The organism is Arthrobacter sp. 9V, assembly GCF_902506065.1.
Classification (GTDB): Bacteria; Actinomycetota; Actinomycetes; order Actinomycetales; family Micrococcaceae; genus Arthrobacter.
The window spans coordinates 528,450-549,477 of the sequence record NZ_LR732912.1; the positions used below are offsets into that span (position 1 = coordinate 528,450).

The window sequence follows — 21,028 nt, forward strand, 5'->3', positions numbered from 1 at the left end:
TCAGTACATACTCATAAACAAGACAGTTCATTCAACTCAATCGAGCTTGATCTTAAACGTTCAGACTCGAACAAATGAGAGAAGAATTCCTATGGCAACCGGCACCGCCGCCGTTGACGCGCCACCCCTGACGCCCCTGCTGACCGCTTGGGGTGAGTCAGCAGGCGCATCCGCTTTGAAGCAGACACTTGTTGGCTCCCGTAATCGCCTCACCGTTCGTCCAGCGTCCGACGCCGGGTGGCAGCTCGCTGCTGCCAGCCCCCTTTCCGAGCTGCGTACCCTGGCAAATGCGGATGCCGGGACGCCGTGGCCCCAGCCACTGGTCTCGCACTACGCGCGCTACTTCCGGGACGGAAACCGCACGGCGTATGAGGGACTGGTGGCGGGCCGGCAGCAGCGGCTGACGCGCGCCGTCGTGATGGCTGCCTTGGGTGGTCCCTCTGATGACGGCTGGCTCGACGAAGTGATTGATGGCGCGTACCTCCTGTGTGAGCAGAGCTCGTGGAGTTGGGCCGCGCATGATGACGTGTTCACGCGCGACGGCGAGGTGGTCCCGGACCGTTCCCGGCCGTATCTGGACCTCGGTGCAGGAGAAGTGGTGGCTCAGCTCGCGTGGCTGGACCATGTGCTGGGTTCTCTGCTGGATGAACGCGCCCCCGGTCTCCGTCGGCGGATCCGCCTGGAGACGAACGAACGCGTGATCCGCCCGTTCCTGGACCGCCTCGACTGGCACTGGCTGGGCTTGGACGGTGATGTCCACAACTGGAACCCATGGATCCACTCGAACATCATTGTGGCAGCGCTATTGCTGGTGGACGACCCGGGGCTGCAGGCGGAGGTGGTTGCCCGCTGTATTGAAGGATTGGACCGTTTCCTCGCCTCCATCCCGGCTGATGGCGCCATCGACGAGGGCTTCGCCTACTGGTGGAACGGTGCCGGGCGTGCGCTGGAAGGCCTCGCTTTGCTGGAGGAGGCAAGTGGCGGTGTCCTGAATCCTGACCTGCCCGTGATCCGTGCACTGGTGGCCTTCCCGCACCGGATGCATCTGGGCAACCGGTGGTTCCTGAACGTGGCCGACGGTCCGGCCCGAGCCCACCACGGATTGCCGTGGGGAATGCTGCACCGATGGGCTGTCCGGCTGGGGGACTCTGAGGCCGCCGCACATGCCGCAACGTTTGCCGCCGTCGAGCCCGAACCCAAAGCCGCCGCCGGACTGGGCCGCGTCCTCACCCAACTCACCTCCCGCCCCCAACTAGGGGACAGCAAACGTCGCAATGAGGGCCCATTGGGACATGTGCTGTCCCCCAGTTGGGGGACGTACCTGCCATCGGTCCAGATCATGGTGGCGCGGCAAACTCCGGGCTCCTCGGATGGGCTCACGCTCGCGGCGAAGGGCGGACACAACGGCGAGCACCACAACCACCGCGACGTGGGCTCAGTGGTGGTGGCCGTGGACGGTGTGCCGTTGCTGGTGGATGCCGGCCAGCCCACCTACACCGCCCAAACGTTCGGACCTGATCGGTACCTGATCCGGGCCATGCAGAGCGCCTGGCACAGCGTGCCGGCGCCGTTCGGACTGGAACAGGGGACCGGGCCCTCGTTTGCGGCAACCGTTCTGCAGGAACCCACCGCCGAGGAACCGACGCTCGCCCTGGGACTCGGGGCTGCCTACGGCCTGGACCACGCCGAGCAGTGGATCCGAACCTCGCTCATGAACCGCGAGCTGGGGACTGTGGTGATTGACGACCGCTGGAACCTGCCGGCTGGCACGGAGGGAACGCACCCGCCAGAGGGAACGCACGACGTCGACATCACCTATCTGATGTCCGGCACTGTCCGCGTCGGTTCAGACGCGACGGCAACCATCACGCCTGAGGGGATTCCGGCCGTGGAAACCAACAGAGGGCTGCATCTCCGCTGGAAGCCGGCCACCGCCGTCGTACTGGTGGACGAATGGCTCCTGGACGATCCGCTCCTGGGAGATATCTGGGGCGAAAAGCTGACCCGGCTCCGATTCCGCATGCCCGCCGAAAACCGCGCTTCCGGCGCATTCACCCTCACAGTGGAGGCAACACCTTGAGTTCCGAACAGACGCCCGAAATGGGCGGAAAGTCGCTGTTTTCGCTGCAACGACGTGAGCGTCTCATGGAGGAGCTGCGTGCCCATGGCGCCATCACTGTGCGCGATATCGCGGTGAAACTGGGCGTCAGTGAGTTGACCATCCGACGCGATGTGAACACCTTGGCGGACGAAGGCCTTGTCTCGCGTGTTCACGGGGGTGCTACGCTGCCCAGCCCCTTGGATCGATCGGCGGCTGTGGGACGGCCCTCGGCTCACAGCTACTCAATCGGCATGGTGGTTCCGTCCTTGGACTATTACTGGCCGCAAGTGATTTCCGGTGCACGTGGAGAGGCCGAGGTCCAGAATCTCCGTATCCTGGTGCGCGGCTCCGCCTACGATGCAGCCGATAACCGCCGCCAGGTCCAGGCACTCTTGGATACGCAGAACATTGACGGCCTGATTGTGGCCCCGGATATGGGTGGTGAGCACGGCAAAGAGCTTCTCCGCTGGCTCAATGCGTTGCCCATTCCGGTGATCATGGCCGAGCGTCGGGCGCCGTCGGAGATCCCGTCGCACCGCCTTGAATGGGTGGCCACGGATCATTCCTTCGGTGCCGGGATGGCCGTACGGCATTTGTGGCAAGAGGGGCACCGGATGATCGGTTGCCTCACCGATTCCACCAGTCCCACCAGTCCCCACGTGGTCCGCGGTTGGAAGCAGGCCCTGAACGCTTTGAAGATCCCCCTGGACAAGTCCATCCACGAGGATTCGGCCAAGCTGGACAACGGCGACCGCGCCCAGCACTTTGATCAGGTCCTGGAGCTCTGCCGTTCATCAGGGACCACCGCAATGTTGGTGCACTCCGATACCCAGGCCGTGGCGTTCGTACAGCACTGCGTGGACCGCGGGGTGGACGTCCCCGGCAGCATGGCGATCGTTGGATACGACGACGAAGTTGCCTACCTTGCCGAGCCTGCGATTTCCGCGGTTCGACCACCCAAAAGCTATGTGGGCAAAGTGGCGGTGCAGCTCATGGCTGCCCGCCTGGCCGAAGGAAGGATGCGCCCTGTGCATCGGATTGACCTGAACCCTGAGCTGATTGTGCGCGATTCTTCGTTAGGTGCACCGCGAGGGCTTGCAGGTGTACTGCTGGAGGACTCGCTCTGATGACTCTTGTCCTGCCCCCTTTGGACCACGCGCTTTCCCCATACACCGGCCTGACCCGCGAGCACTGGTGCGCGTACGCGGATCACCTCCTGCGTTCTGCCCACCGTTTTGGGACCGAGGACCACGCCAACATCCACTTGCCCGGAGCAAACAGCCGGTACGGCCCGCGAAGCGATTCACTCGAAGCCTTCGCCCGGACGTTCCTCCTGGCCTCCTTCCGGATTGCAGGCGACCCCGCCAGCACCGGGTGGATCGCCCAGTGGTATGCCGACGGCCTGGACGCCGGAACCAATCCCGCCAACCCTGACCGGTGGCCGACGCCAGGTGAGCTGGGGCAGGCGAAGGTTGAGGCGGCGTCGTTGGCTGTTGGTTTGGCGTTGACGCGTGACGTGCTGTGGGACAAGCTCCCGGAGCGCGTGCAGGAGCAACTCATTGCCTGGTTTGAGACTGTGATCGGTGAGGAGTATCCGCCCATCAACTGGGTGTGGTTCCAGATTGTGGTGGAGACGTTCCTTGCATCAGTTGGTGGCCGGTACTCGGACGAGGACATCGACGCCGGACTCGCCATCCACGATTCGCTGTACCGGGGCGGTGGCTGGTTCGCCGACGGTCCCGAACGCGCCTACGACCATTACGTTGGCTGGGCTTTCCAGGTGTACCCGCAGCTTTGGGCGCTGATGGCTCCCAACGATCCCCGCGTTGCCGCCCGCAAGAAGCTCGACGGCGATCGGTTGGCTGATTTCCTGGACGACGCCGCGTACCTTGTGGGGGCAAACGGAGCCCCGCTCATTCAAGGCCGGAGTTTGATCTACCGGTTCGCGGCGGCCGCACCATTCTGGGTGGGGGAGTTGTCCGGGCACACGCGTTTGGCTCCCGGCATGGCCCGCCGTGCAGCGTCCGGAATGCTGGATTACTTTGCCCGGCACGGGTCCATCACCGGGGACGGGCTTCTCTCCATCGGCTGGCAGGGAGAATTCGCCGGGATGAAGCAGGCCTACTCCGGTGCTGGATCACCGTATTGGGCTGCGAAGGGCATGCTGGGCCTGGTGCTGCCGGCGGATCACCTGGCCTGGACCTCCGTTGAAGCTCCCCTGCCCGTTGAGGTTGCGGACACTCAGCGGCTGATCAAAGCGCCGGGTTGGCAGATTGACGGTACCCGCGCGGACGGCGTGGTCCGGATCCGGAACCATGCCACGGATCACGCTGTTGTTGGCTCCGTGGTGGCTGATTCGCCGCTGTATGCCCGGATTGGGTACTCGACTCACACGTTCCCGGACCTCACGCCGGAGTCCGTGGACAACGCGGTGGCGTTCCTTGACTCCTCTGAACGGCTGACGCACCGGACGGGGTTCGAACACCTCGGGTCCTTTGCCGAAGGTGGCTTCCAGGTTGGCGCGTCGCGGTTCACAGCCCACTGGATTGAACCCGATCCTGATGCCGGCCCCGATCACGGCAGCGGAGTTGCAGGGGTTGCGACTCCAGGGCCCTCGGTCACGGTGGTTTCAGTGACGCGGGGTGCGGTGGAACTCAGGCTGGTGCGGGTAACGGGTGCTGCAGGTGCTTCGGGTGCTTCGGGTGCCTCTGGTGCCTCCGCCGGTTCGGGTGCTGCGTTGCGGATTGGCGGATGGCCTGTGGATGCCGCGTCGTCAGCAACCAGTACCATCCGCCCTGTTCCCGGGTACGGCCTGGCGTTGGATTCGTCCGGGACGTTCGCCCGCCCCGGCGCCCACCCCATGGGCTCGGAGCTCACCATTCCCTGGGTGGGTACCGCAGGCTCCTCGCACGACGGCGACTATGCCGCCGTCGTCGTTCTCGCCGGTGACGGAGGTGCTTCGCAGGACGCAGGTGTCACGTTTGTTGCCGGGGAAGGGGAGGGCGAGGGAGAGTTCGTGTTCCCCGACGGTGCTTCAATAACCCTCGCCGAACTGTGGCCCGCCCATTTCGATGCCTAGCTGCTGACCGTGCCGGGCGCACGGCATGGTGCGCAGGGAACCATCGAAATCGGGTGACCAGCCAGGCTGCAGTAGGCTCGCGGAATGACCCTCAGCGAAGACCGCGCACGTTTCCTTGATGCTTACGACGCCAACCTCCGTACCGACGCGGAGACGCCGAGTGCCATCAAAGTGACCCGGCACGGCCCGCTGCGTTGGGTGACGTTCATGAAGGGCCGCGGCTTCGTGACCTACCAGGACCTGGGCAACGTGGATGCGCCCACCGTCAGCCGGCTCGTCGCCGAGACGGTAGCCTACTTCCGCGCTGAACCTGACATCACCAGGGTGGAATGGAAATCGCGCGGGCATGATCGCGCGCCGGGTTTGCACGGAGCGCTCATCGAGAATGGCTTCACCCAGGACGAGCCCGAATCCATCATGATCGGCGAAGCGAAGGCGTTGAGCGCAGAGGTGCCGCTTCCCGAAGGCGTGACCCTCCGGCAGGTAACGGATGAAGCTGATGTCCGGACGATGAGCGCGATGCAAGACGAGGTCTTCGGGGAACCTGTGTCAGATGAAATGGCCGATGCCCTGCTGCACAGGCTGTCCTTGCGCGATGGCATGCAGTTGTGGGTAGCTGAAGCTGACGGTCAGATTGTCAGCGCAGGACGCCTGGAGCCGGCGCCGGACACGTCCTTCGCCGGAATCTGGGGTGGTGCCACGAGGAAAGAGTGGCGCGGTCGCGGGATCTACCGGGCTTTGACGGCCCGCCGTGCACAGGCCGCGCTGGACATGGGAAAGACCCTGATTCACAGCGACTCCACCGAATTTTCGCGGCCCATCCTGGAGCGCTCCGGCTTGCTCAAGGTCTCGACGACGACGCCGTACCGCTGGGTGCGCGGCTAGGCAGAAACGGCGCGAGCCTCCTCCCGCGCATAGCAGGAGGAGACCCGAACCGTTACTGAGGACCTACTTCCCGGCCGCGAAACTGCTCACGCACTGCCCTTGGTTGGTGAACACGGGCGATGGGCTGTTCTTCCAGCCGTCGCTCTTGCACGCGTCCTTGCCCGTGGACACTGTCACGCTGTACTGCTTGGCGGTGCCGTCCGGTGCTGTCACGGTGACTACCGCCGTCGGGTTCTCAGCGGTGGGCTGCTGGACGGTCACCTTTGCGTTGGTGTCCAGCGGGTAGCCGACGACGGCGGGAGTCGCCGTGGGTGTCAGCACTCTGTAGTCGGTGGTCGCCGGGTGGAAGCCGATAACCGAGGCCTGGTTGACGAGGAGCCGGCCGAGGTCGGCCAGTCCGGCGTCGGCCAGGCGGGAACCCGCGATGGCAACCTCAGCGATCTTCGTGTACGAAGCCGTGGTCATGAACGAAACCCTGATCCCGCGGGTGGTGACGGGGTCGAAGCGGACGGTTGTCGGTGAAGAAATGGAGAGTCCCGTGATGGTTCCCGCGGAGGTGTCCTTCCACGCTCCGGAGGCATCCTGATACTGGACCTTGAGGCTTTGGGCGGCCTTTTCCGCAGACGTCACGGTCACAGAGGAAACGGTGTAGTCGCGGCCGAAGGCGTAGCTCAGGTTGTCACCCGCCCGGCCACCGCTGACCCAATTGGACCAGCGCGTGGAGGCGTTGGCATCGCAGGTGTTCTTGGCAATGTAGGAGCCCTCGGTGTAGCTCGCCGTGACAGAAGTGGTGGGATCGTCCTTGCAGATATTGCTGCTGGGAACCCGGTCCACCACCAGCACTGTGAGGCTCGCAGGCAGTGAACCCGCCGTGCCGGGAACTGTCACTGAGCCGGTGGACTGCAGGGCGGATTCTGAGAGAGAAGCCCAGTCCCACGTGACCGGGAGCGGGTTACGGGCCGGGCCATCGCCGATTTGTCCGGGGACGGACGTGGGCGCGGCAGCCTGGACTTCGGCCACAGTAGAACCGATTCCCACTGTGACGGACGCCGGATCTGTGGCCACGTATTGCCCAACGGTCACCGTCAGCAGGGCATCAGTGAACGCCTGCCCGTAGGGATCAAGGCCCGACCCCTGGAGGGTCACTTTCCCTTCCTTCTGCCAAACCGAAGGGTCAACTGCGGACCAGGTAACGGCCAGCGGCTTTCCCGGACCCGCCGCGTACAGGGGAGTGACGGTGCTGGGCAGGACAGGTGCCACGCCGGGAAGCGTGCTCAATTCAACGGGCGTGACGCCCATGAGCTTCAGATCCGCAATGTCTGTAGAGGCCCACGCCTGGTGTGGGTTGGCCCATGCGGTTGCTGTGGTTCCTGTGGACGATGCCAGAGCCACAGACGTTCCCGCTGCGGTCTGGTTGCCTGTAACCTGCAGGGCAATCGCAGCGCCCGCATTCACCAGGGACCATTGCTTGCCGTTCTCAGTAGTTACTATCCACTGTGCAGAAGGAGTCGCTTTGGCTTGATCCAGCGTCAGAGAACCCAGCGTTGCCGCACCGCTCTGGCTGCCGTTGAGCACACCACCGTTGCCGGTGAGAACCTTGCCATCCTTGTTGGTCAGAACCCAACGGCGATCGTTCGCAAACTCGTCGTCAGCGTTCACGGCGTTGAATGTCCACATCTGCGGAGCCACGCCAGCGGCATCGGTGCCCAGTTCTTCGATGGAGGCGGTACCGTTCGCACGCCCGGTCAGGTACTTCCCGCTGGCCTCACCGCTGAGGTGGTAGCTGTGACCGTCCTGCACAGGTGCGGCGTCGTCCGAAACTCCACTGACGCCGTCGACGACGAACGTCACCACTGATGCGGCAGGAACCTCAAGCGTGGCGGACTTGGCTGCAGTGTCCACGGCAACCGGAGTGCCCTTCACCAGCGCGTTCTTCTCGATGTCATCCAACGGCGACTTGGTGGTGACCACTGGCGTGACTTTGGCGCCGGGAGCAATTGAGCCGAAGCGGCTGAGATCCAAGGTGACCTTTTCCGGCGTCGGGGTGTCATTGAAGTGGACCAGTGTGGCGCCGTTTCCGTCGGCGCGGAGTGCGCTGGCGGTCTTGGCGTTGTCGTTTTGGATCAGGAAGTCACCGGGACGGATGTAGTGCGTGAAGTTCCGGGTGGTGTTGTACTTCTGGTTGGTCAGGACTTTGCATTTGGCTTGGTCTCCGGTTGCGCCGTCATTGATGCGGCGGTTGGAGAAGCCTTCGCGGCCTTCGTAGTTGCAGTCGAAGTCAACGTAGATGGAACCCCAGCCCTTGTCCGCCTTTTCCTGCTTGTAGGTGTCCTCTACCGGCTGCCAGAACACCCAGGCGTCGGGTTCCAGCTCGCGGAGGTCATTGACCATTCGGCCCGCGATGCCCAGGCCGTTGGTGATGTTGGAGCGGTCCCAGCCGCTGGTGGAGTCGCCGAGCGCAGGGTTGCCGGTCCAAAAACCGCCAACCTCGCTCATCCACAGTGGCTTGTCCGTGGAGTTGGCGAGGTCGCGGACCCGGCGTCGATCATTGGTCCCGTAGGTGTGGACGTTGAGCTGGGCAACCGCGTCCTTGGCTTCCTGGCTGTAGCCGTTCCAGTTGGTCATGAACTTGGTGGGGTCGGTCTCGTCCATCGCGGAGATGACGGCGTCCGTGGTGCCTTTTTCCAGCTCGGAAGCCAGTAGTTTGGTCACGCGGTCCTGGGCTGCCGGGTAAATCAGTGCGCCTTCCTGCTTCTGCGTGTAGCTGGTGGGCGGTTTGCCCGTGGCGGCGTCGATGTCCGTACCCCAGTAGCCGGAGTTCGGCTCGTTGAACGGATCAATGGTGTCCACGGTAACGCCGCTGCCTTTTTCAAGAAGCTCGACGGCGTTCCTCATGTAGGCGGCGAACTTCGCTTCCGCTTCGGGCAGCAGATTCTCGCCCTTGGCGGGGTTGACTTGGCCGGACACGTAGCCGCTCTTGGTCATGAACCATGGAGGGGAGTTACTGAAGGCTTCCCAGTGCGTGATCTGTTGGTCCGCGGCGAGGCGCTCCACCCACCAGCGCTGGTTTTGATCGGCATCGGGGTTGTAGGACGCGGGGTTATCAGGGTCCCAGGCGTTCAGGAAAGCGAGCTTGTTGGCCTGCGTCTTGTCTACGGTTCCGTCCGGGTTGTAAAGGTTCGACGCCGGTTGGCCGGGTTGTGCTTCAGTGACCGGCTTCCACCATCCCTCCACAGCGCTGCCGTCATTGAGGTAGTTCGGGACGTCCGAGGCGTTGCCGCCACCGACGTTGTAGCGGGCGATGTTGAGGTTCAGCCCGTTCTCGCCAAAGACCTTCTGGTACAGCTCCTCACGCAGCTCGGGGGAGTACCCCGCCGTCGCATTCGCAAACCAGACCAGGCTGGTGCCCCAACCCTCGAACGCTTCGCCGCGGCTGGCCGGGTTCGGGGTGATGGTGACGGCGGTTGCGTCAGCAGCGTGTGCTTGCGGTGTAGTCGCGGGCAGGAGCGCAAGGCCGGCCGCTGCCGTAACAGCTGCCGCCAGCACTGCCACGGGCCTTCGGATTCTTCGAGCGGTAAACGCCATGGGGGACCTCATCTTTGGGGTTTCATTCGGGTGCTGCCCGGTTTCCGGGAAGGCCGGGCAAGCCGAGACTATGAGTCTCTTGGGGCGGCAACAAGGCATTCGAACAGGCTCGTTCGGGGTCAGTCAGAAGTGGTCACCTTCATTCCGTGTTGCTCTGGTTGCTCAGTGTCGGACTGGCGGTGGATACTTGTATACAAGTACACCTATTGTCTACGAGAGGCCCGGCATGGCAGATCCACAGCCACGAAACACAGGGGCACACGTTGTCTACGGCGAGCTGAAACGCCGGATCCTCAGCCTGGAGCTCAAGCCTGGTGAGCGAATCTATGAGCCAGCCATGGCTGCGGCCCTGCAGGTCAGCCGGACGCCGCTACGGGAAGCCATTCGGCGGCTCATCTCGGAGAGCCTGCTCGAGCAGCAAGCCACCGGCGGAGTCATGGTTCCCGTGCTGGACGAAACGGCCATTTCAGAGCTGTATGACGTCCGTGCTGCGTTGGAGTCGCTGATGGCCCGGGAAGCGTGTGCCAATGCCACCGAGGCGGACCTTGAAGAACTTCGAGGGATTGTTGCCCGTAATGCCGCCCTGGTGGAATTCGCCGATGAAGCCATGAAGTACGGGGTGGCCCTCCACGCAGCCATCGCCAGGATCGCCGGAAACTCCTGGGCCAGGCGCTTTCACGATCAGATCAGCAGTCAGGTTGAGCGCTACCGTTACTTCACCAACAACGCCCCTGAACGCCGTGATGAAGCCCTGGCCAATCACCGGCTCCTGGTCGAAGCCATCGCATCGAAGGATGCGGAGAAGGCAGCCAAGGTTGCTTTCGACCACGTGATCGGCGCACGTGATGAGACCTTGCGGGTCATTTCAAGCACCGGCCTCGTGGTCGAATGATCGGCGAACTCGGACGGCGTTCGTCCACCGCACTCCTGATTCACTCGGCCCTCATCCAGGCCGTCACTTTCCTTGTCCGGCCAGCCACCACGTACCGTGCGCTCGAATTGGACGTTCCCGGATTTGCGTTGGGACTTCTAGCCGCGAGCTACGCAGTGTTTCCCCTGTTGCTTGCCCTGCCCATCGGCGGACTGGTGGACCGCCTGGGCGAGCGCCGGCTCATGGCGATAGGGGCCGCCGTCGTACTGGGCTGTTCAGCGTTTCTGTTGTTCTGGGGGACATCGGTTCCGGCACTCGTGGCCGGGACAGCGCTGCTGGGCGCAGGCCAGCTGGCCTGCGTGGTGGGGCAGCAAGCGGTAGTGGCGAACAACGCTGCCTCCTCGCGCCTGGACTCGGCTTTCGGATACCTGACCTTCGCCGCATCACTGGGCCAAGCCTTGGGACCGTTGGCCATTTCCGTGGTGGGCGGTGCATCTGTTCGGCCGAATACGCAGGCCATCTTCCTGCTCGCCACCGCTATGAGCTTGGTGCTGTTCCTGACCACGTTCGTGATTTCTTCCAAGGTCAGCCAGGGAAGGCGCATCGCCAAGGGCGGGCCGAAGGGCAGAGCTGTTGCTCTCCTCCGGACCCCGGGCGTGGTCCGCGCCCTCGCAACCAGCGCCACTGTGCTGGCAGTAGTGGACCTGACCGTTGTCTACCTGCCGGCACTGGGCGCGGATAGGGGCCTCACCGCAGCAACCGTGGGCCTCATGCTGACCGTTCGCGCTCTGTTTTCCATGGTTTCCCGGCTAGGTCTGGGCAGCATGTCACGGAAACTGGGCCGGATGAAGCTGCTGGTCCTCAGCCTTGCCATCTCCACAGTTGCGCTCGGTGTCGCAGCCATTCCCATGCCCGAGTGGCTGCTGTTCATCGTCATGGCATTCCTCGGCCTCGGGCTCGGGATAGGCCAACCACTGACCATGTCCTGGCTCTCGGCCCAAGCCCCCGAAGGCCAACGCGGACGTGCGCTCGCCTTGCGGTTGGCCGGAAACAGGGTGGGGCAGGTGGTCCTGCCCAGTGCAATCGGCGTGGTGGCGGTGGGCCTCGGCGCAGCGGGGGTGTTCCTGGCTTCCGCGGTTGCCGTGGGCGGAACCATGTTGCTATTGCGTGGGGTTCGGCTGGACGACTAAGACTTGCGAGGGGCTCATTGAGGGGCTCACACGCCCCCACCATGCACGGGTCTGGCGTTCTCCGGGGGTTCACCCACCTCGTGGATGGTGTGGCCGCCGCAAGCCGCCTTGGTGACGCTGGCTCGTTCGATGCGCGACACAATGAACCATCGCATGGCGTCGCGAAGTCGACACCACCCAACCAGGTACCACTGGCCGTTTGTTGAGGCGAACAGCACGGGTTCGACGTCGCGGGTGGTGCTGTTCCCATCTTTGGAGGTGTAGCGGATGCGGACTACACGCTGCTCAGACATCGCCTCCTCCAGCGCCGATTTGATGGTCCGCGAGGAGGGGGAGGCCGCATTGACCCAGACGCGGCCAGCGAGTTCATCGGCTCTTGCCTTGGTCTTGGGATCGAGGACATCAACGATCTTCCGGATCCCGGCCGCTGCCAGATCGGCATAAGGGGCATCTGGTGAAGCGGACACAGCTGCCATAAGCGCCACGGCCTGCGCTGGGGACAGACTCACAGGCGGCAGGGAAGCACCGGCAGCCAATCCGTAGCCACCACCGGGTCCTGGACGCGACCATATGGGCGCGCCGCTGTTCTCAAGCGCAGCGAGGTCCCTCTTGATTGTTCGCGCGGAAACGCCGAACTCTCTGGCCAGCCGATCGGCGGAGGACCCCCGTGATCCGTTGCGGCGAAGCATCTCGGAGAGGGCGAGGAGTCGCTCGGATCGCTTCACTGTTCGGTTCGTTTCACTGTTCAGGCCGCACGAAATTCATGACATAAATAGTGACACACAGCTGTCCGGACTATCCAAGAAGGTAGTCATATGAGAACTACTAACAGCAGTCCGATCATTTTCATCGCCGGCCACTGGTTGGGCGCTTGGGCGTGGGATGAAGTCCTTGAGCACTTGGAATCCGAGCAGTCGCGTGCAGTCGCAATGACGCTTCCTGGTCTGGATGCCAACGATCCTGACCGGGCAACGAAGACCTTGGAAGATCAAGCTGCAGCGGTCTTGGATATCTTTGCCCGACTGGGGGTTTCCGAAGACCAGCCTGCCACTATCGTCGCCCACAGTGGGGCCAACGCACCGGTCAGTCTTGTCCTCGACAGGCACCCTGAGCTTGTTCACCAGATGGTGTGGGTGGACTCCGGGCCTGTGTCCACAGGAAGCGTGTTCGCTCCGGATTTCCCGGAAGGATTGGAGGAGCTTCCACTGCCCTCTTTTGACGTGCTTGGGCAGCAGGCCAGTCTGGAAGGCCTGAGCGCCGAGGTCCTCGAGCGTTTTCGGGCACGCGCAATACCTGAGCCCGGCCCGGTGCTTCGTCAAGCCGTCCACCTGACGAACGATGCCCGCCGCAAGGTCCGGACCACATTGGTGTGCTGCTCGATCCCTGGCGCGCAGGTGCTGGAGTTGGCCAACACAGGCCATCCCATGTTCGCGGAAGTGGCGAACATAGAGCAGCTCGAAGTCATTGACCTGCCCACGGGACATTGGCCCATGTGGAGCCGCCCCAGGGACCTGGCCAAGGTCATTCAGACAGCTTCCTCACGAGCCGACTAAGCAAAGTGCCGGGCTGTTCGGGGAGGCTACTCCGCGAACAGCGCCGCAAGGTCGTCCGCCGTCAACGAGCCACCGGCCAGGGCATCGCCTTCCATCACGTCCGCGAACAGCTGTGATTTCTTGGCCTTCAACGCCATGACCTTCTCTTCGATGGTGTCCTTCGCAACCAACCGGTAGACCATCACGTTCCTGGCCTGCCCAATGCGGTGGGTGCGGTCCACGGCCTGGGCCTCGGACGCCGGGTTCCACCAAGGATCCAGCAGGAACACGTAATCTGCCTCGGTCAGGTTGAGCCCGAAACCACCGGCCTTCAGCGAGATCAGGAACACCGGAGCGGCGCCGTTCTTGAACTCGCTCACAACATCCCCGCGGTTGCGGGTGCTGCCATCGAGGTAGCAGTACTCCACCCCTTCGGCGTCCAGGCGTTCGCGGACTTTGCCCAGGAATCCCGTGAACTGGCTGAAGATCAGCGCCCGGTGCCCCTCGGAAATGAGGTCTTCCAGTTGTTCGAACAGCACGTCCAGCTTGGAGGAACGCACTCCGGACAAGGACGAGTCCACCAACGACGCATCCAAACTCAGCTGCCGCAGCAACGTCAACGACTGGAAGATGGTGAACCGGTTCTTGTTCACATCGTCAATCAGGCCCAGGATCTTCTGCCGTTCGCGCTGCAGGTGGGTCTGGTAGACCTTTTGGTGCCTCGGGTTCAGCACTACTTCCAAGATCTGCTCCTGCTTGGGCGGCAGGTCCTTGATGACTTGCTCTTTGGTGCGGCGCATCATGAGCGGACGCACACGACGCCGGAGCTTGCCCAGCTGCGCCGAGTCACCGTTCTTTTCCACCGGCTTTTGGTAGTTCTCCGCGAATCGTTTGGGGCTGGGGAACAGGCCTGGCGCCACAATCGAGGTGAGCGCCCAGAACTCCATGAGGTTGTTCTCCAGCGGCGTGCCCGTGATGGCCAATTTGAACCGCGCCGGCAGTTTCCGGGCGCACTGGTACGCCTTGGACTGGTGGTTCTTGACGAACTGCGCCTCATCGAGCATCAGCCCCGCCCACTGGAAGGACGCGTAGGCATCGTAATCAATGCGGAACAAGGCATAGGAGGTAATAACGACGTCGGCGCCCGCCAACGCTTCGGCCGGGGCCAGGCCGCTCTTGGCGAAGGTTTCCCCCACGGTGCGCACCACCAGGCCCGGAGCAAAGCGTTCAGCTTCGGCCGCCCAGTTGCTCACCACACTGGTGGGCGCCACCACCAGGAACGGAGCCCGCGGCGTCACTTCGGAAGAGTCACCCTGAGCGGCGGCAGCAGTTTCCGCCGCCAGGTCCTTCGCCGCACAAATCAGCGCGATGGCCTGCACGGTCTTACCCAGGCCCATGTCATCAGCCAGCACTCCGCCAAGGCTGTGCTTGTAGAGGAAGCTCAGCCAGTTGAAACCTTCAAGCTGATACGGACGCAGCTCAGCGTTAAGTGCGGCCGGGAGCGGAAGCCCGGTCACGCCGTCGTCGAGCAGTCCACCAACCGCCTCACGCCACGCGGCGGCCTGTTCGTCCACGATTCCCAGTTGTGCCAGCTCATCCCAGAGCCCGGCCTGGAAGCGGCTGATCTGCAGGGTGCCGTCCTTGTTGTCCGGGTTGTCCTGCAGGGAGCGGGCTTCATCAATGAGTGCCCGGAGCTGGTGAAGTTCGGGAAGATCCAGCGAGAAGTAGGCGCCGCTGGGAAGCAGCATGCGGCTCATCCCGGCGGCGAGCGCGGAGAAGACAGCCGCGAAGGAGACGGGTTCACCTTCTAGGGTGATCACGATGCCGAGGTCGAACCAGTCGCCGCTTGCCGTTTCCTTCGTGGAAATGGACACCACGGGCGCTTCGGCGGCCTCACGGTAATCGGCGATGTCGCCTGAGGTTTCAACCACCACGTCCGGAAGGTCCTTGAGCGCAGGCAACACCTCCTCGGTGAACGCCAGCGTGTCCAAGCCACTGAGCTCAGCGGAGGCCGCGATGCGGGGCGCACCCCAGCCGCCCGTTGCAGATTCGGCCAGCGCAGGCACCACGTCCCACGGCCGTCCGAGCGACTCCAGTATCCGTGCTTCTTCAAGATCGTCCCGGTAGCCGCGATCGTCCGGGTGCCGCCACAAGGGCTGCGCGGTAACAAGGGTGCCGGACTTGTAGTGCCATTCCCAGTGCAGCCGTACCTTGTGGTCGTTTCCGTAATTGGCCAGCAGGGACAGCGTAGGAACGGCCAGCGTGGGAAGCTCCACCGATTCATCCGCGGCCTGAACCGGTGTTGACTGCCGCAGCTTGGGGTAGAACGAGGTCAGGAACCGGCTCTCGTCCTCTGCCGGGATCTGAAGGGTATCGCCATCCATGACGAACTCCAGCAACTCATCCGTAATGCCGCCCTCAATCGGGGCAAGGGTGATGAGGTTCTTCTGCTGAGGCACGCCCGGGAGGGTTTCGCCCGAATGCGTGAAGAAAATCCCATTGGCCGGTTTGCCCAGGAAACCCACGGATCCGGGATCTACGGGCTCCCCACCGATGGTTACCGATGGCGCAAGCTGCAGGCCGCCGTCGGGCGCTTCCGTTTTTGCGGTGTTCGCAGCGGTGTCAGGGTCCGCGTCCAGCCGCGCCAGACTCAGTCCGACGACGGCGGGTTGCGTCTCGACGCGAACAGGCTCGCTACCAGCGGCGTGAATGAGCGGGATGCCGGCCTTGGTGGCGTCGGCGAGAAGGGTCCACAGGTTCTTGGCCGCGAAATCGTTCAGGCTCAACCACATTGCACCGGATGGTTGCTGCCGGCCGTTGCTTGAACCGTGTGCGGCCAGGAAAGTCTGAAGCCATTCGACGTGGACCTCGTTGAATTCACGCCGGAAGCTGACGTAGCTGAGGTTGTTCCAGGAGACGTCGCCGCGGATCCATTTTCCCTTGGCACCCATCATCACAGGGCGTGCTTTGAGCTGGCGGACGCTGCGCATGGGATCACGGCGGCCTGTGTAGGAGAAGTGCGCCGCGGGCTCTTCCACCTCGAACTGAAGCGCCAGCTGGATGCCCGCAGCGCTGGGAGCCGTACCGGGCTTGGTGATCAGCCTGTTGAGGGCTTGTTCCCAAGCAGGCCGTGCCGCCCCGCCCTGCTGACCTGAGCCAACCCTTGATGTCTGAATTCCGGGGGCTTGGGAGAGAAGCTGGGCGCGAATGGTGGGGTGGTCTTCAGCAGTGAAGAGCAACGCGGCCACATGCTTGCAGTCCTTACGGACCGGGCAGCTGCAAATACCCACCGTGCAGCTCCAGCCGCTGGGCTTACGGACCAGCTTTGCCGACGTCGAATACGGTTGCGGACCAGTGCCGCGAACCTTGCCCATCAACAGGCCCGTGGCCGCGTCAAAAGTAATCCCGTTCACGCGGCTGCCCATGGCATAAGCCAGTCCGGCCGCGAGCGAGCGGTCAGTGATGGCTGGAGTCTGAATGGCCAGTTCCCAGTTTTCGTCTGTGTGGGACGGCATGCGCAGGGCTACTTTCGGCAGGAGGATATCTGTTCAATCTTAGTCAGCAGAAAACGGCTCCCAAACTTCGCCCTCCGTTAACCTCATCCTCGATTGCCGCGCCGCTCCCGCGCGTACGTTGAAAGGGTCCGGAGCACCATCAGCTTTCAGCAGTGAGGATTTCCCATGACTACCAACGAGTACCCCGTTGTCCTGAACAAGACCAGCTTCGAAGCCGGCAACGCGGATGTGGTGGATTCCAACGTCAACGTGGTGAACCACATGTACCAAGAGCTCCTCAACAGCGACGAAATTGCGGCCCCTGCGCTCAACAGCTACTTTGTGGACTTCTACCTCACACAGGCACTGTCCGGCGGTTTCGCACAGTACGTCTTCACCGCGCCGGAGCGTGAAGAAGTGGACGCCTACGTCCGCTCGGGCCTAGAAGAGATGGGTGCCAGCCGGCATCTTGACCTCTTCAACAGGACCGCCGCCGCCTTTGATGCGTTGACCGAGGAGGAAGCCGAGGCCTACCTCGACGGCGAACTGGACGAATCCGAAACCCCGCCTGCCGCTGTTGTTACCTTGGACGAGCTCGACGGCGAATTTGAAGCGCTGCTCGAAGAAGAGGACATCATCGAGCTCAACGGCGCCTACCTCCGCGACCAGTCTGCCCTGTTGGTTCTCACTGACGAAGAAATCGAAGAGCACATCACCCAGCGCGTCGCCCTCATCCCGGACCTTGCCGAACGCCAAGCCGAAGCCGACGAAGAAGCCCTCGCCAACGCCCCCGAGTTCGAGGTCATCATCCGCGAACTCTGTGACGTTGCCGGCTACGCCCTGGAAAAGATCACCATGGGCGACCCCAACTACGAGCACGACGGCGTGAAGACCCTCGCCTGGCACTTCTCCACCGACCACGGCGACTACCTCATGATCGAAGACGACGACGAGGCCTTCATGATCCACCCTGAAACCAAGGAAATCATCGCGGCCGTAGAGTTCGAAGAGTCCGAGGAATTCGCCGACGCCTAGGCCTTGGTATGCGGGCCGAGCGGCCCGGCATCCTCCGGCTTTGCCTGCGGCCGGGCGGCAGACATCCTCCGCGTGTACCCCACCGTCCCCCTAGCCTCGCAAGCTCGGCCAGGGAACCCTGACGGCGTGGGCCCACCTTGCGCTTTAACGCACGCTTCCGGATGCCTGCCGTCCTGCCGTTGGACGCACGCTTCCGGATGCCGGGCCGCTCGGCGGTTCATCCCCATGCGTGTCGACGAATTCACGGCTTCGTGTGATGAGGGGGAGTGGCGTGAGTAGACTCGATCGGTGCGTGCGTATTGGGAACTGGCCAGGTCATCTTTCCGCCGCCATTCCACGTACCGTACTGCCGCCGTCGCCGGTGCTTTCACCAACTCCGTTTTTGGGCTCATCCGGGCGTCGCTGCTGCTAAGCGCTATTACGACGGCGGGCGGCGCCATTGGCGGATACTCGGCTATGGAGGCGGCCACTTACGTGTGGCTGGGCCAGGCGCTCCTGGCACCTTTGGGGCTCTTCGGGAACGCTGAGCTGGCCGGGCGCGTGAAGTCGGGGGACATCGCCGTCGACCTGTCCCGATCGGTCAACCTGACCGCATCATATTGGGCGCAAGACCTGGGGCGCGCCGCGTTCGATGTTCTGCCGCGCGGTTTGCCGCCGCTCATCGTCGGCGCCCTGGTGACAGGCCTGGCGATGCCGGGTAGTCCTGGACCGTACCTGCTGGGATTCGTGTCCATCCTCGCTGCCGTGTCCCTGAACTTTTTGGGCTTCTTCGCCATCAACCTGCTTGCCTTCTGGGTGCTCGAGATCCGGGGATTCTGGATGCTGTACATGGTCCTCATGAACCTGCTGTCCGGGTTCCTGGTCCCGGTGACGTGGTTTCCGGACTGGCTGCTTGATTTCGCCCGGGCCACACCGTTCCCGTCCATGCTGCAGACGCCGGTGGACATTCTTGCCGGAAGGACCGACGGCGGTGAGAGCCTTGCGATGGTTGGCATCCAACTTCTGTGGCTGGCCGTGCTGCTGATCATTGTGCAGACGATGGTCCGCTTCGGCTCGCGGCGGTTGGTGGTGCAAGGTGGCTAGCTCCCGTGCCTTACATGATCCCCACGCTCCGGTCACCAACCTGGTGCTCCTCAGGCTGTTGGTCTCCGCGAGATTGCGCTCGCAACTCGCCTACCGGGGCAGCTTCCTCTCAGACGTCGCTGGCCAGGTCCTCCTGGGCCTGACGGAGTTTGTTGAACTGTACGCGATTGTCCACAACGTCTCCTCGTTCGGCGGTATGACCTTTGCGCAGACACTCCTGGTGTTCGGACTCGCATCCGTAGCATTCGCGCTGGGTGACCTGCTCCTGGGGGAGACGGACGCCATGTCCGAGACCATCAGGTCCGGGAAGCTGGAGGTGCTCTTGGTGAGGCCCCTTCCTGTGCTGCTTCAGCTCGCCACATCCGACTTCCAACTGAGACGCGTTGGCCGTTTGATCTTCGCTCTGGCGGCCTTGGCTGCGGCCCTGCTGTTCGCCGACATCACGTGGGATCCAGGCAAAGTACTGCTCGCCCTGATCACGCCGTTGGCTGGGGCGGCGATCTTCTGTGCGCTCTTCCTCGGGGCTGGAGCCATGCAGTTCTGGATCCTTGACGGCAGACAATTCGCCAACGCATTCACCTACGGGGGCCGGTACGTTGCCTCCATGCCCGGAGCGGCGTTGTTCTTCCCGATCCAGATCTTCTTCACTTTTGTTATCCCGGCTACGCTCGTGGCCTACGCACCCAGCCTGGTCATTCTCGGCCTCAACGGACCGGCCGGAATCCCGGCGTGGACGGGCTGGCTGGGACTGCCGGCCGCCGTCGTCCTCAGCGGACTCATGCTGCTCCTTTGGCGGGCAGCCATCAAAAAGTACACCGGCGCAGGAGGCTGACATGCCCATCATTGAGGTAGAAAATCTGAGCCGCGAGTTCCAAGTCATGGAACCCATGGGCAGGTTCCGGCGACGCAAAAAGACCGTTCACGCAGTCCGGGGCATTGATTTCAACGTGGAACCCGGAGAAGCGGTGGGGTATATCGGAGCCAACGGTGCCGGGAAGTCCACCACCATCAAGATGTTGACCGGTGTGCTGGTGCCAAGCTCAGGGCGCGTGAGCGTTTGCGGGTTCAACCCCGTACCGCAGCGTAAAGCGCTGGCCCGGAAGATCGGCGTCGTGTTCGGGCAGCGTTCACAGCTCTGGTGGGACCTGCCGCTGCAGGACTCTTACCCGATCCTCGGTGCCATGCACCGTATGCCCGAGGCCGATTGGAAGCCACGGTTCCGCGAACTCGCCGAGCAGATGGATCTGGGGGAGTTCCTCACTACGCCTGTCCGGCAGCTATCGCTAGGCCAGCGTATGCGCGGCGAGGTTGCCGCTGCCCTGCTGCACCGGCCGGAGCTGGTGATCCTGGACGAGCCCACCATTGGTCTGGACATGATCAGCAAGGAGAAACTGCGCCAGTTCCTGGACGCCGAGCGTCGGGAAAATGGCACCACGCTGCTGCTCACCACCCACGACATGAGTGATATCCAGCGTCTGTGCCAACGCGTACTGGTAGTCGACGACGGCGCCATCGCCTACGACGGCCCGCTTACCGGGTTGGCTGACGTCGCCGGAGCCGTCCGCACCATGGTGGTTGACCTCGCCTCTCCCGTGCACTCGGCTGATCTCTTTGCGCTGCCCGATGGCGCCGTCCATGAAGGTATTGAGGCCGAAGGGATCCGGCACAGCGTCTCCTTCGACCCCCGCAGGCTCTCAGCGGCCGCCGTTCTGGCTGCCATCTCCGGCACGGCCGAGGTCGCCGACCTGTCACTGCACGAGCCGGACATCGAGCACCTGGTCCGGCAGTTGTATGGGAGCGCCCGGCGGTAGGGTCTCTGCCTCCGCCGCCGTGATCGCCGGAACGCTGCTCGGATCGCCGGACGTTTCCGGCGATCTGGACGCGTTCCGGCGAGCCCAGTGCGCTAGGTGGCGTTGGCTCGCCACAGCTTGATGAAGCCCCAGATGATGGACGCTTGCCAGCAGACAAGCAGGCCGATCCAAATCCAGTCCAAACCCCGGTCTAAGGCAGTCATGATCATCGCTAAAAGACCCAGGGTCCAAGCGGTTTCCTGCAAGACAAGGAATCCCAGGTTCGGCGGGTTCTTCGTGGTGGTTTTCTGGTCTGCCATGTTCTCTCCCCCGATGAGTGGCTTGCAGTCTAGCGGATCGGGTCCATGGCTTGGGTGACTGTG

Annotated in this window: 15 protein-coding genes; 11 read left to right on the forward strand and 4 right to left on the reverse strand. The window is 63.3% G+C overall.

Translation table 11 applies throughout. The features are described 5' to 3' along the window. The first annotated feature begins 91 nt into the window (after nt 1-91). The 4 genes from BACI9J_RS02515 to BACI9J_RS02530 all read left to right on the forward strand — a co-directional run bounded on the left by BACI9J_RS02515 (nt 92) and on the right by BACI9J_RS02530 (nt 6,065). On the forward strand, nt 92-2,080 hold the full coding sequence (locus BACI9J_RS02515; RefSeq protein WP_159733030.1) for a heparinase II/III family protein: 1,989 nt from the start codon (nt 92-94) through the stop codon (nt 2,078-2,080). Beyond that, a complete protein-coding gene (locus BACI9J_RS02520) occupies nt 2,077-3,228 on the forward strand; it encodes a LacI family DNA-binding transcriptional regulator (RefSeq protein ID WP_236558314.1) in 1,152 nt (383 codons plus the stop codon). The genes BACI9J_RS02515 and BACI9J_RS02520 overlap by 4 nt, the downstream gene beginning before the upstream one ends. After that, nucleotides 3,228-5,180: a DUF2264 domain-containing protein gene (locus BACI9J_RS02525; RefSeq protein ID WP_159733031.1), complete on the forward strand. Its 1,953-nt coding sequence runs from the start codon at nt 3,228-3,230 to the stop codon at nt 5,178-5,180. Before BACI9J_RS02520 ends, BACI9J_RS02525 begins: the two co-directional genes overlap by 1 nt. Before the next feature lie 84 nt (nt 5,181-5,264). Next, complete coding sequence (locus BACI9J_RS02530; protein WP_159733032.1) at nt 5,265-6,065, forward strand: GNAT family N-acetyltransferase; 801 nt, start codon at nt 5,265-5,267, stop codon at nt 6,063-6,065. Between the two features lie 63 nt (nt 6,066-6,128). On the opposite strand, the gene BACI9J_RS02535 is transcribed toward BACI9J_RS02530, so the two are convergent. After that, nucleotides 6,129-9,650: a discoidin domain-containing protein gene (locus BACI9J_RS02535; RefSeq protein ID WP_159733033.1), complete on the reverse strand. Its 3,522-nt coding sequence runs from the start codon at nt 9,648-9,650 to the stop codon at nt 6,129-6,131. A 226-nt stretch (nt 9,651-9,876) separates the two neighbouring features. Between BACI9J_RS02535 and BACI9J_RS02540 the strand changes: the two genes are divergently transcribed. Both BACI9J_RS02540 and BACI9J_RS02545 read left to right on the forward strand, forming a co-directional pair. Continuing rightward, nucleotides 9,877-10,542 (forward strand): GntR family transcriptional regulator, encoded by a 666-nt coding sequence (locus BACI9J_RS02540; protein WP_159733034.1) that lies wholly within the window; start codon nt 9,877-9,879, stop codon nt 10,540-10,542. Then, nucleotides 10,539-11,711: an MFS transporter gene (locus tag BACI9J_RS02545; protein ID WP_159733035.1), complete on the forward strand. Its 1,173-nt coding sequence runs from the start codon at nt 10,539-10,541 to the stop codon at nt 11,709-11,711. Before BACI9J_RS02540 ends, BACI9J_RS02545 begins: the two co-directional genes overlap by 4 nt. Before the next feature lie 26 nt (nt 11,712-11,737). Here the strand turns inward: BACI9J_RS02545 and BACI9J_RS02550 are convergent, their stop codons facing one another. Then, nucleotides 11,738-12,436 (reverse strand): helix-turn-helix transcriptional regulator, encoded by a 699-nt coding sequence (locus BACI9J_RS02550; RefSeq protein WP_159733036.1) that lies wholly within the window; start codon nt 12,434-12,436, stop codon nt 11,738-11,740. A 90-nt stretch (nt 12,437-12,526) separates the two neighbouring features. Between BACI9J_RS02550 and BACI9J_RS02555 the strand changes: the two genes are divergently transcribed. After that, on the forward strand, nt 12,527-13,264 hold the full coding sequence (locus tag BACI9J_RS02555; protein WP_159733037.1) for an alpha/beta fold hydrolase: 738 nt from the start codon (nt 12,527-12,529) through the stop codon (nt 13,262-13,264). 26 nt (nt 13,265-13,290) lie between these two features. Here BACI9J_RS02555 and BACI9J_RS02560 read toward each other — a convergent pair whose 3' ends face one another. After that, nucleotides 13,291-16,758: a DEAD/DEAH box helicase gene (locus tag BACI9J_RS02560; RefSeq protein ID WP_159733038.1), complete on the reverse strand. Its 3,468-nt coding sequence runs from the start codon at nt 16,756-16,758 to the stop codon at nt 13,291-13,293. A gap of 165 nt (nt 16,759-16,923) precedes the next feature. Between BACI9J_RS02560 and BACI9J_RS02565 the strand changes: the two genes are divergently transcribed. The 4 genes from BACI9J_RS02565 to BACI9J_RS02580 all read left to right on the forward strand — a co-directional run bounded on the left by BACI9J_RS02565 (nt 16,924) and on the right by BACI9J_RS02580 (nt 20,666). Next, the gene (locus BACI9J_RS02565; RefSeq protein ID WP_159733039.1) at nt 16,924-17,772 is read left to right on the forward strand and encodes a DMP19 family protein; all 849 of its coding nucleotides are present in this window, start codon (nt 16,924-16,926) and stop codon (nt 17,770-17,772) included. 288 nt (nt 17,773-18,060) lie between these two features. Continuing rightward, nucleotides 18,061-18,855 carry an ABC transporter permease gene (locus tag BACI9J_RS02570; RefSeq protein WP_159733040.1) on the forward strand — a complete coding sequence of 265 codons (795 nt, stop codon included), beginning with the start codon at nt 18,061-18,063 and terminating at the stop codon, nt 18,853-18,855. Next, nucleotides 18,848-19,687, forward strand: a complete 840-nt coding sequence (locus BACI9J_RS02575; protein WP_159733041.1) for an ABC transporter permease — start codon at nt 18,848-18,850, stop codon at nt 19,685-19,687. The genes BACI9J_RS02570 and BACI9J_RS02575 overlap by 8 nt, the downstream gene beginning before the upstream one ends. A 1-nt stretch (nt 19,688) precedes the next feature. Further along, nucleotides 19,689-20,666: an ABC transporter ATP-binding protein gene (locus BACI9J_RS02580; RefSeq protein ID WP_159733042.1), complete on the forward strand. Its 978-nt coding sequence runs from the start codon at nt 19,689-19,691 to the stop codon at nt 20,664-20,666. A gap of 92 nt (nt 20,667-20,758) precedes the next feature. Here BACI9J_RS02580 and BACI9J_RS02585 read toward each other — a convergent pair whose 3' ends face one another. Continuing rightward, nucleotides 20,759-20,965, reverse strand: a complete 207-nt coding sequence (locus tag BACI9J_RS02585; protein WP_159733043.1) for a hypothetical protein — start codon at nt 20,963-20,965, stop codon at nt 20,759-20,761. Nucleotides 20,966-21,028 lie beyond the last annotated feature (63 nt).

Bases quoted from the DNA above. Each gene is read 5' to 3' on its own strand.
- BACI9J_RS02515 (WP_159733030.1), top strand. From the start codon at position 92: ATGGCAACCGGCACCGCCGCCGTTGACGCGCCACCCCTGACGCCCCTG.
- BACI9J_RS02525 (WP_159733031.1), top strand. From the start codon at position 3,228: ATGACTCTTGTCCTGCCCCCTTTGGACCACGCGCTTTCCCCATACACC.
- BACI9J_RS02530 (WP_159733032.1), top strand. From the start codon at position 5,265: ATGACCCTCAGCGAAGACCGCGCACGTTTCCTTGATGCTTACGACGCC.
- BACI9J_RS02535 (WP_159733033.1), bottom strand. From the start codon at position 9,650: ATGGCGTTTACCGCTCGAAGAATCCGAAGGCCCGTGGCAGTGCTGGCG.
- BACI9J_RS02540 (WP_159733034.1), top strand. From the start codon at position 9,877: ATGGCAGATCCACAGCCACGAAACACAGGGGCACACGTTGTCTACGGC.
- BACI9J_RS02545 (WP_159733035.1), top strand. From the start codon at position 10,539: ATGATCGGCGAACTCGGACGGCGTTCGTCCACCGCACTCCTGATTCAC.
- BACI9J_RS02555 (WP_159733037.1), top strand. From the start codon at position 12,527: ATGAGAACTACTAACAGCAGTCCGATCATTTTCATCGCCGGCCACTGG.
- BACI9J_RS02560 (WP_159733038.1), bottom strand. From the start codon at position 16,758: ATGCCGTCCCACACAGACGAAAACTGGGAACTGGCCATTCAGACTCCA.
- BACI9J_RS02565 (WP_159733039.1), top strand. From the start codon at position 16,924: ATGACTACCAACGAGTACCCCGTTGTCCTGAACAAGACCAGCTTCGAA.
- BACI9J_RS02580 (WP_159733042.1), top strand. From the start codon at position 19,689: ATGCCCATCATTGAGGTAGAAAATCTGAGCCGCGAGTTCCAAGTCATG.
- BACI9J_RS02585 (WP_159733043.1), bottom strand. From the start codon at position 20,965: ATGGCAGACCAGAAAACCACCACGAAGAACCCGCCGAACCTGGGATTC.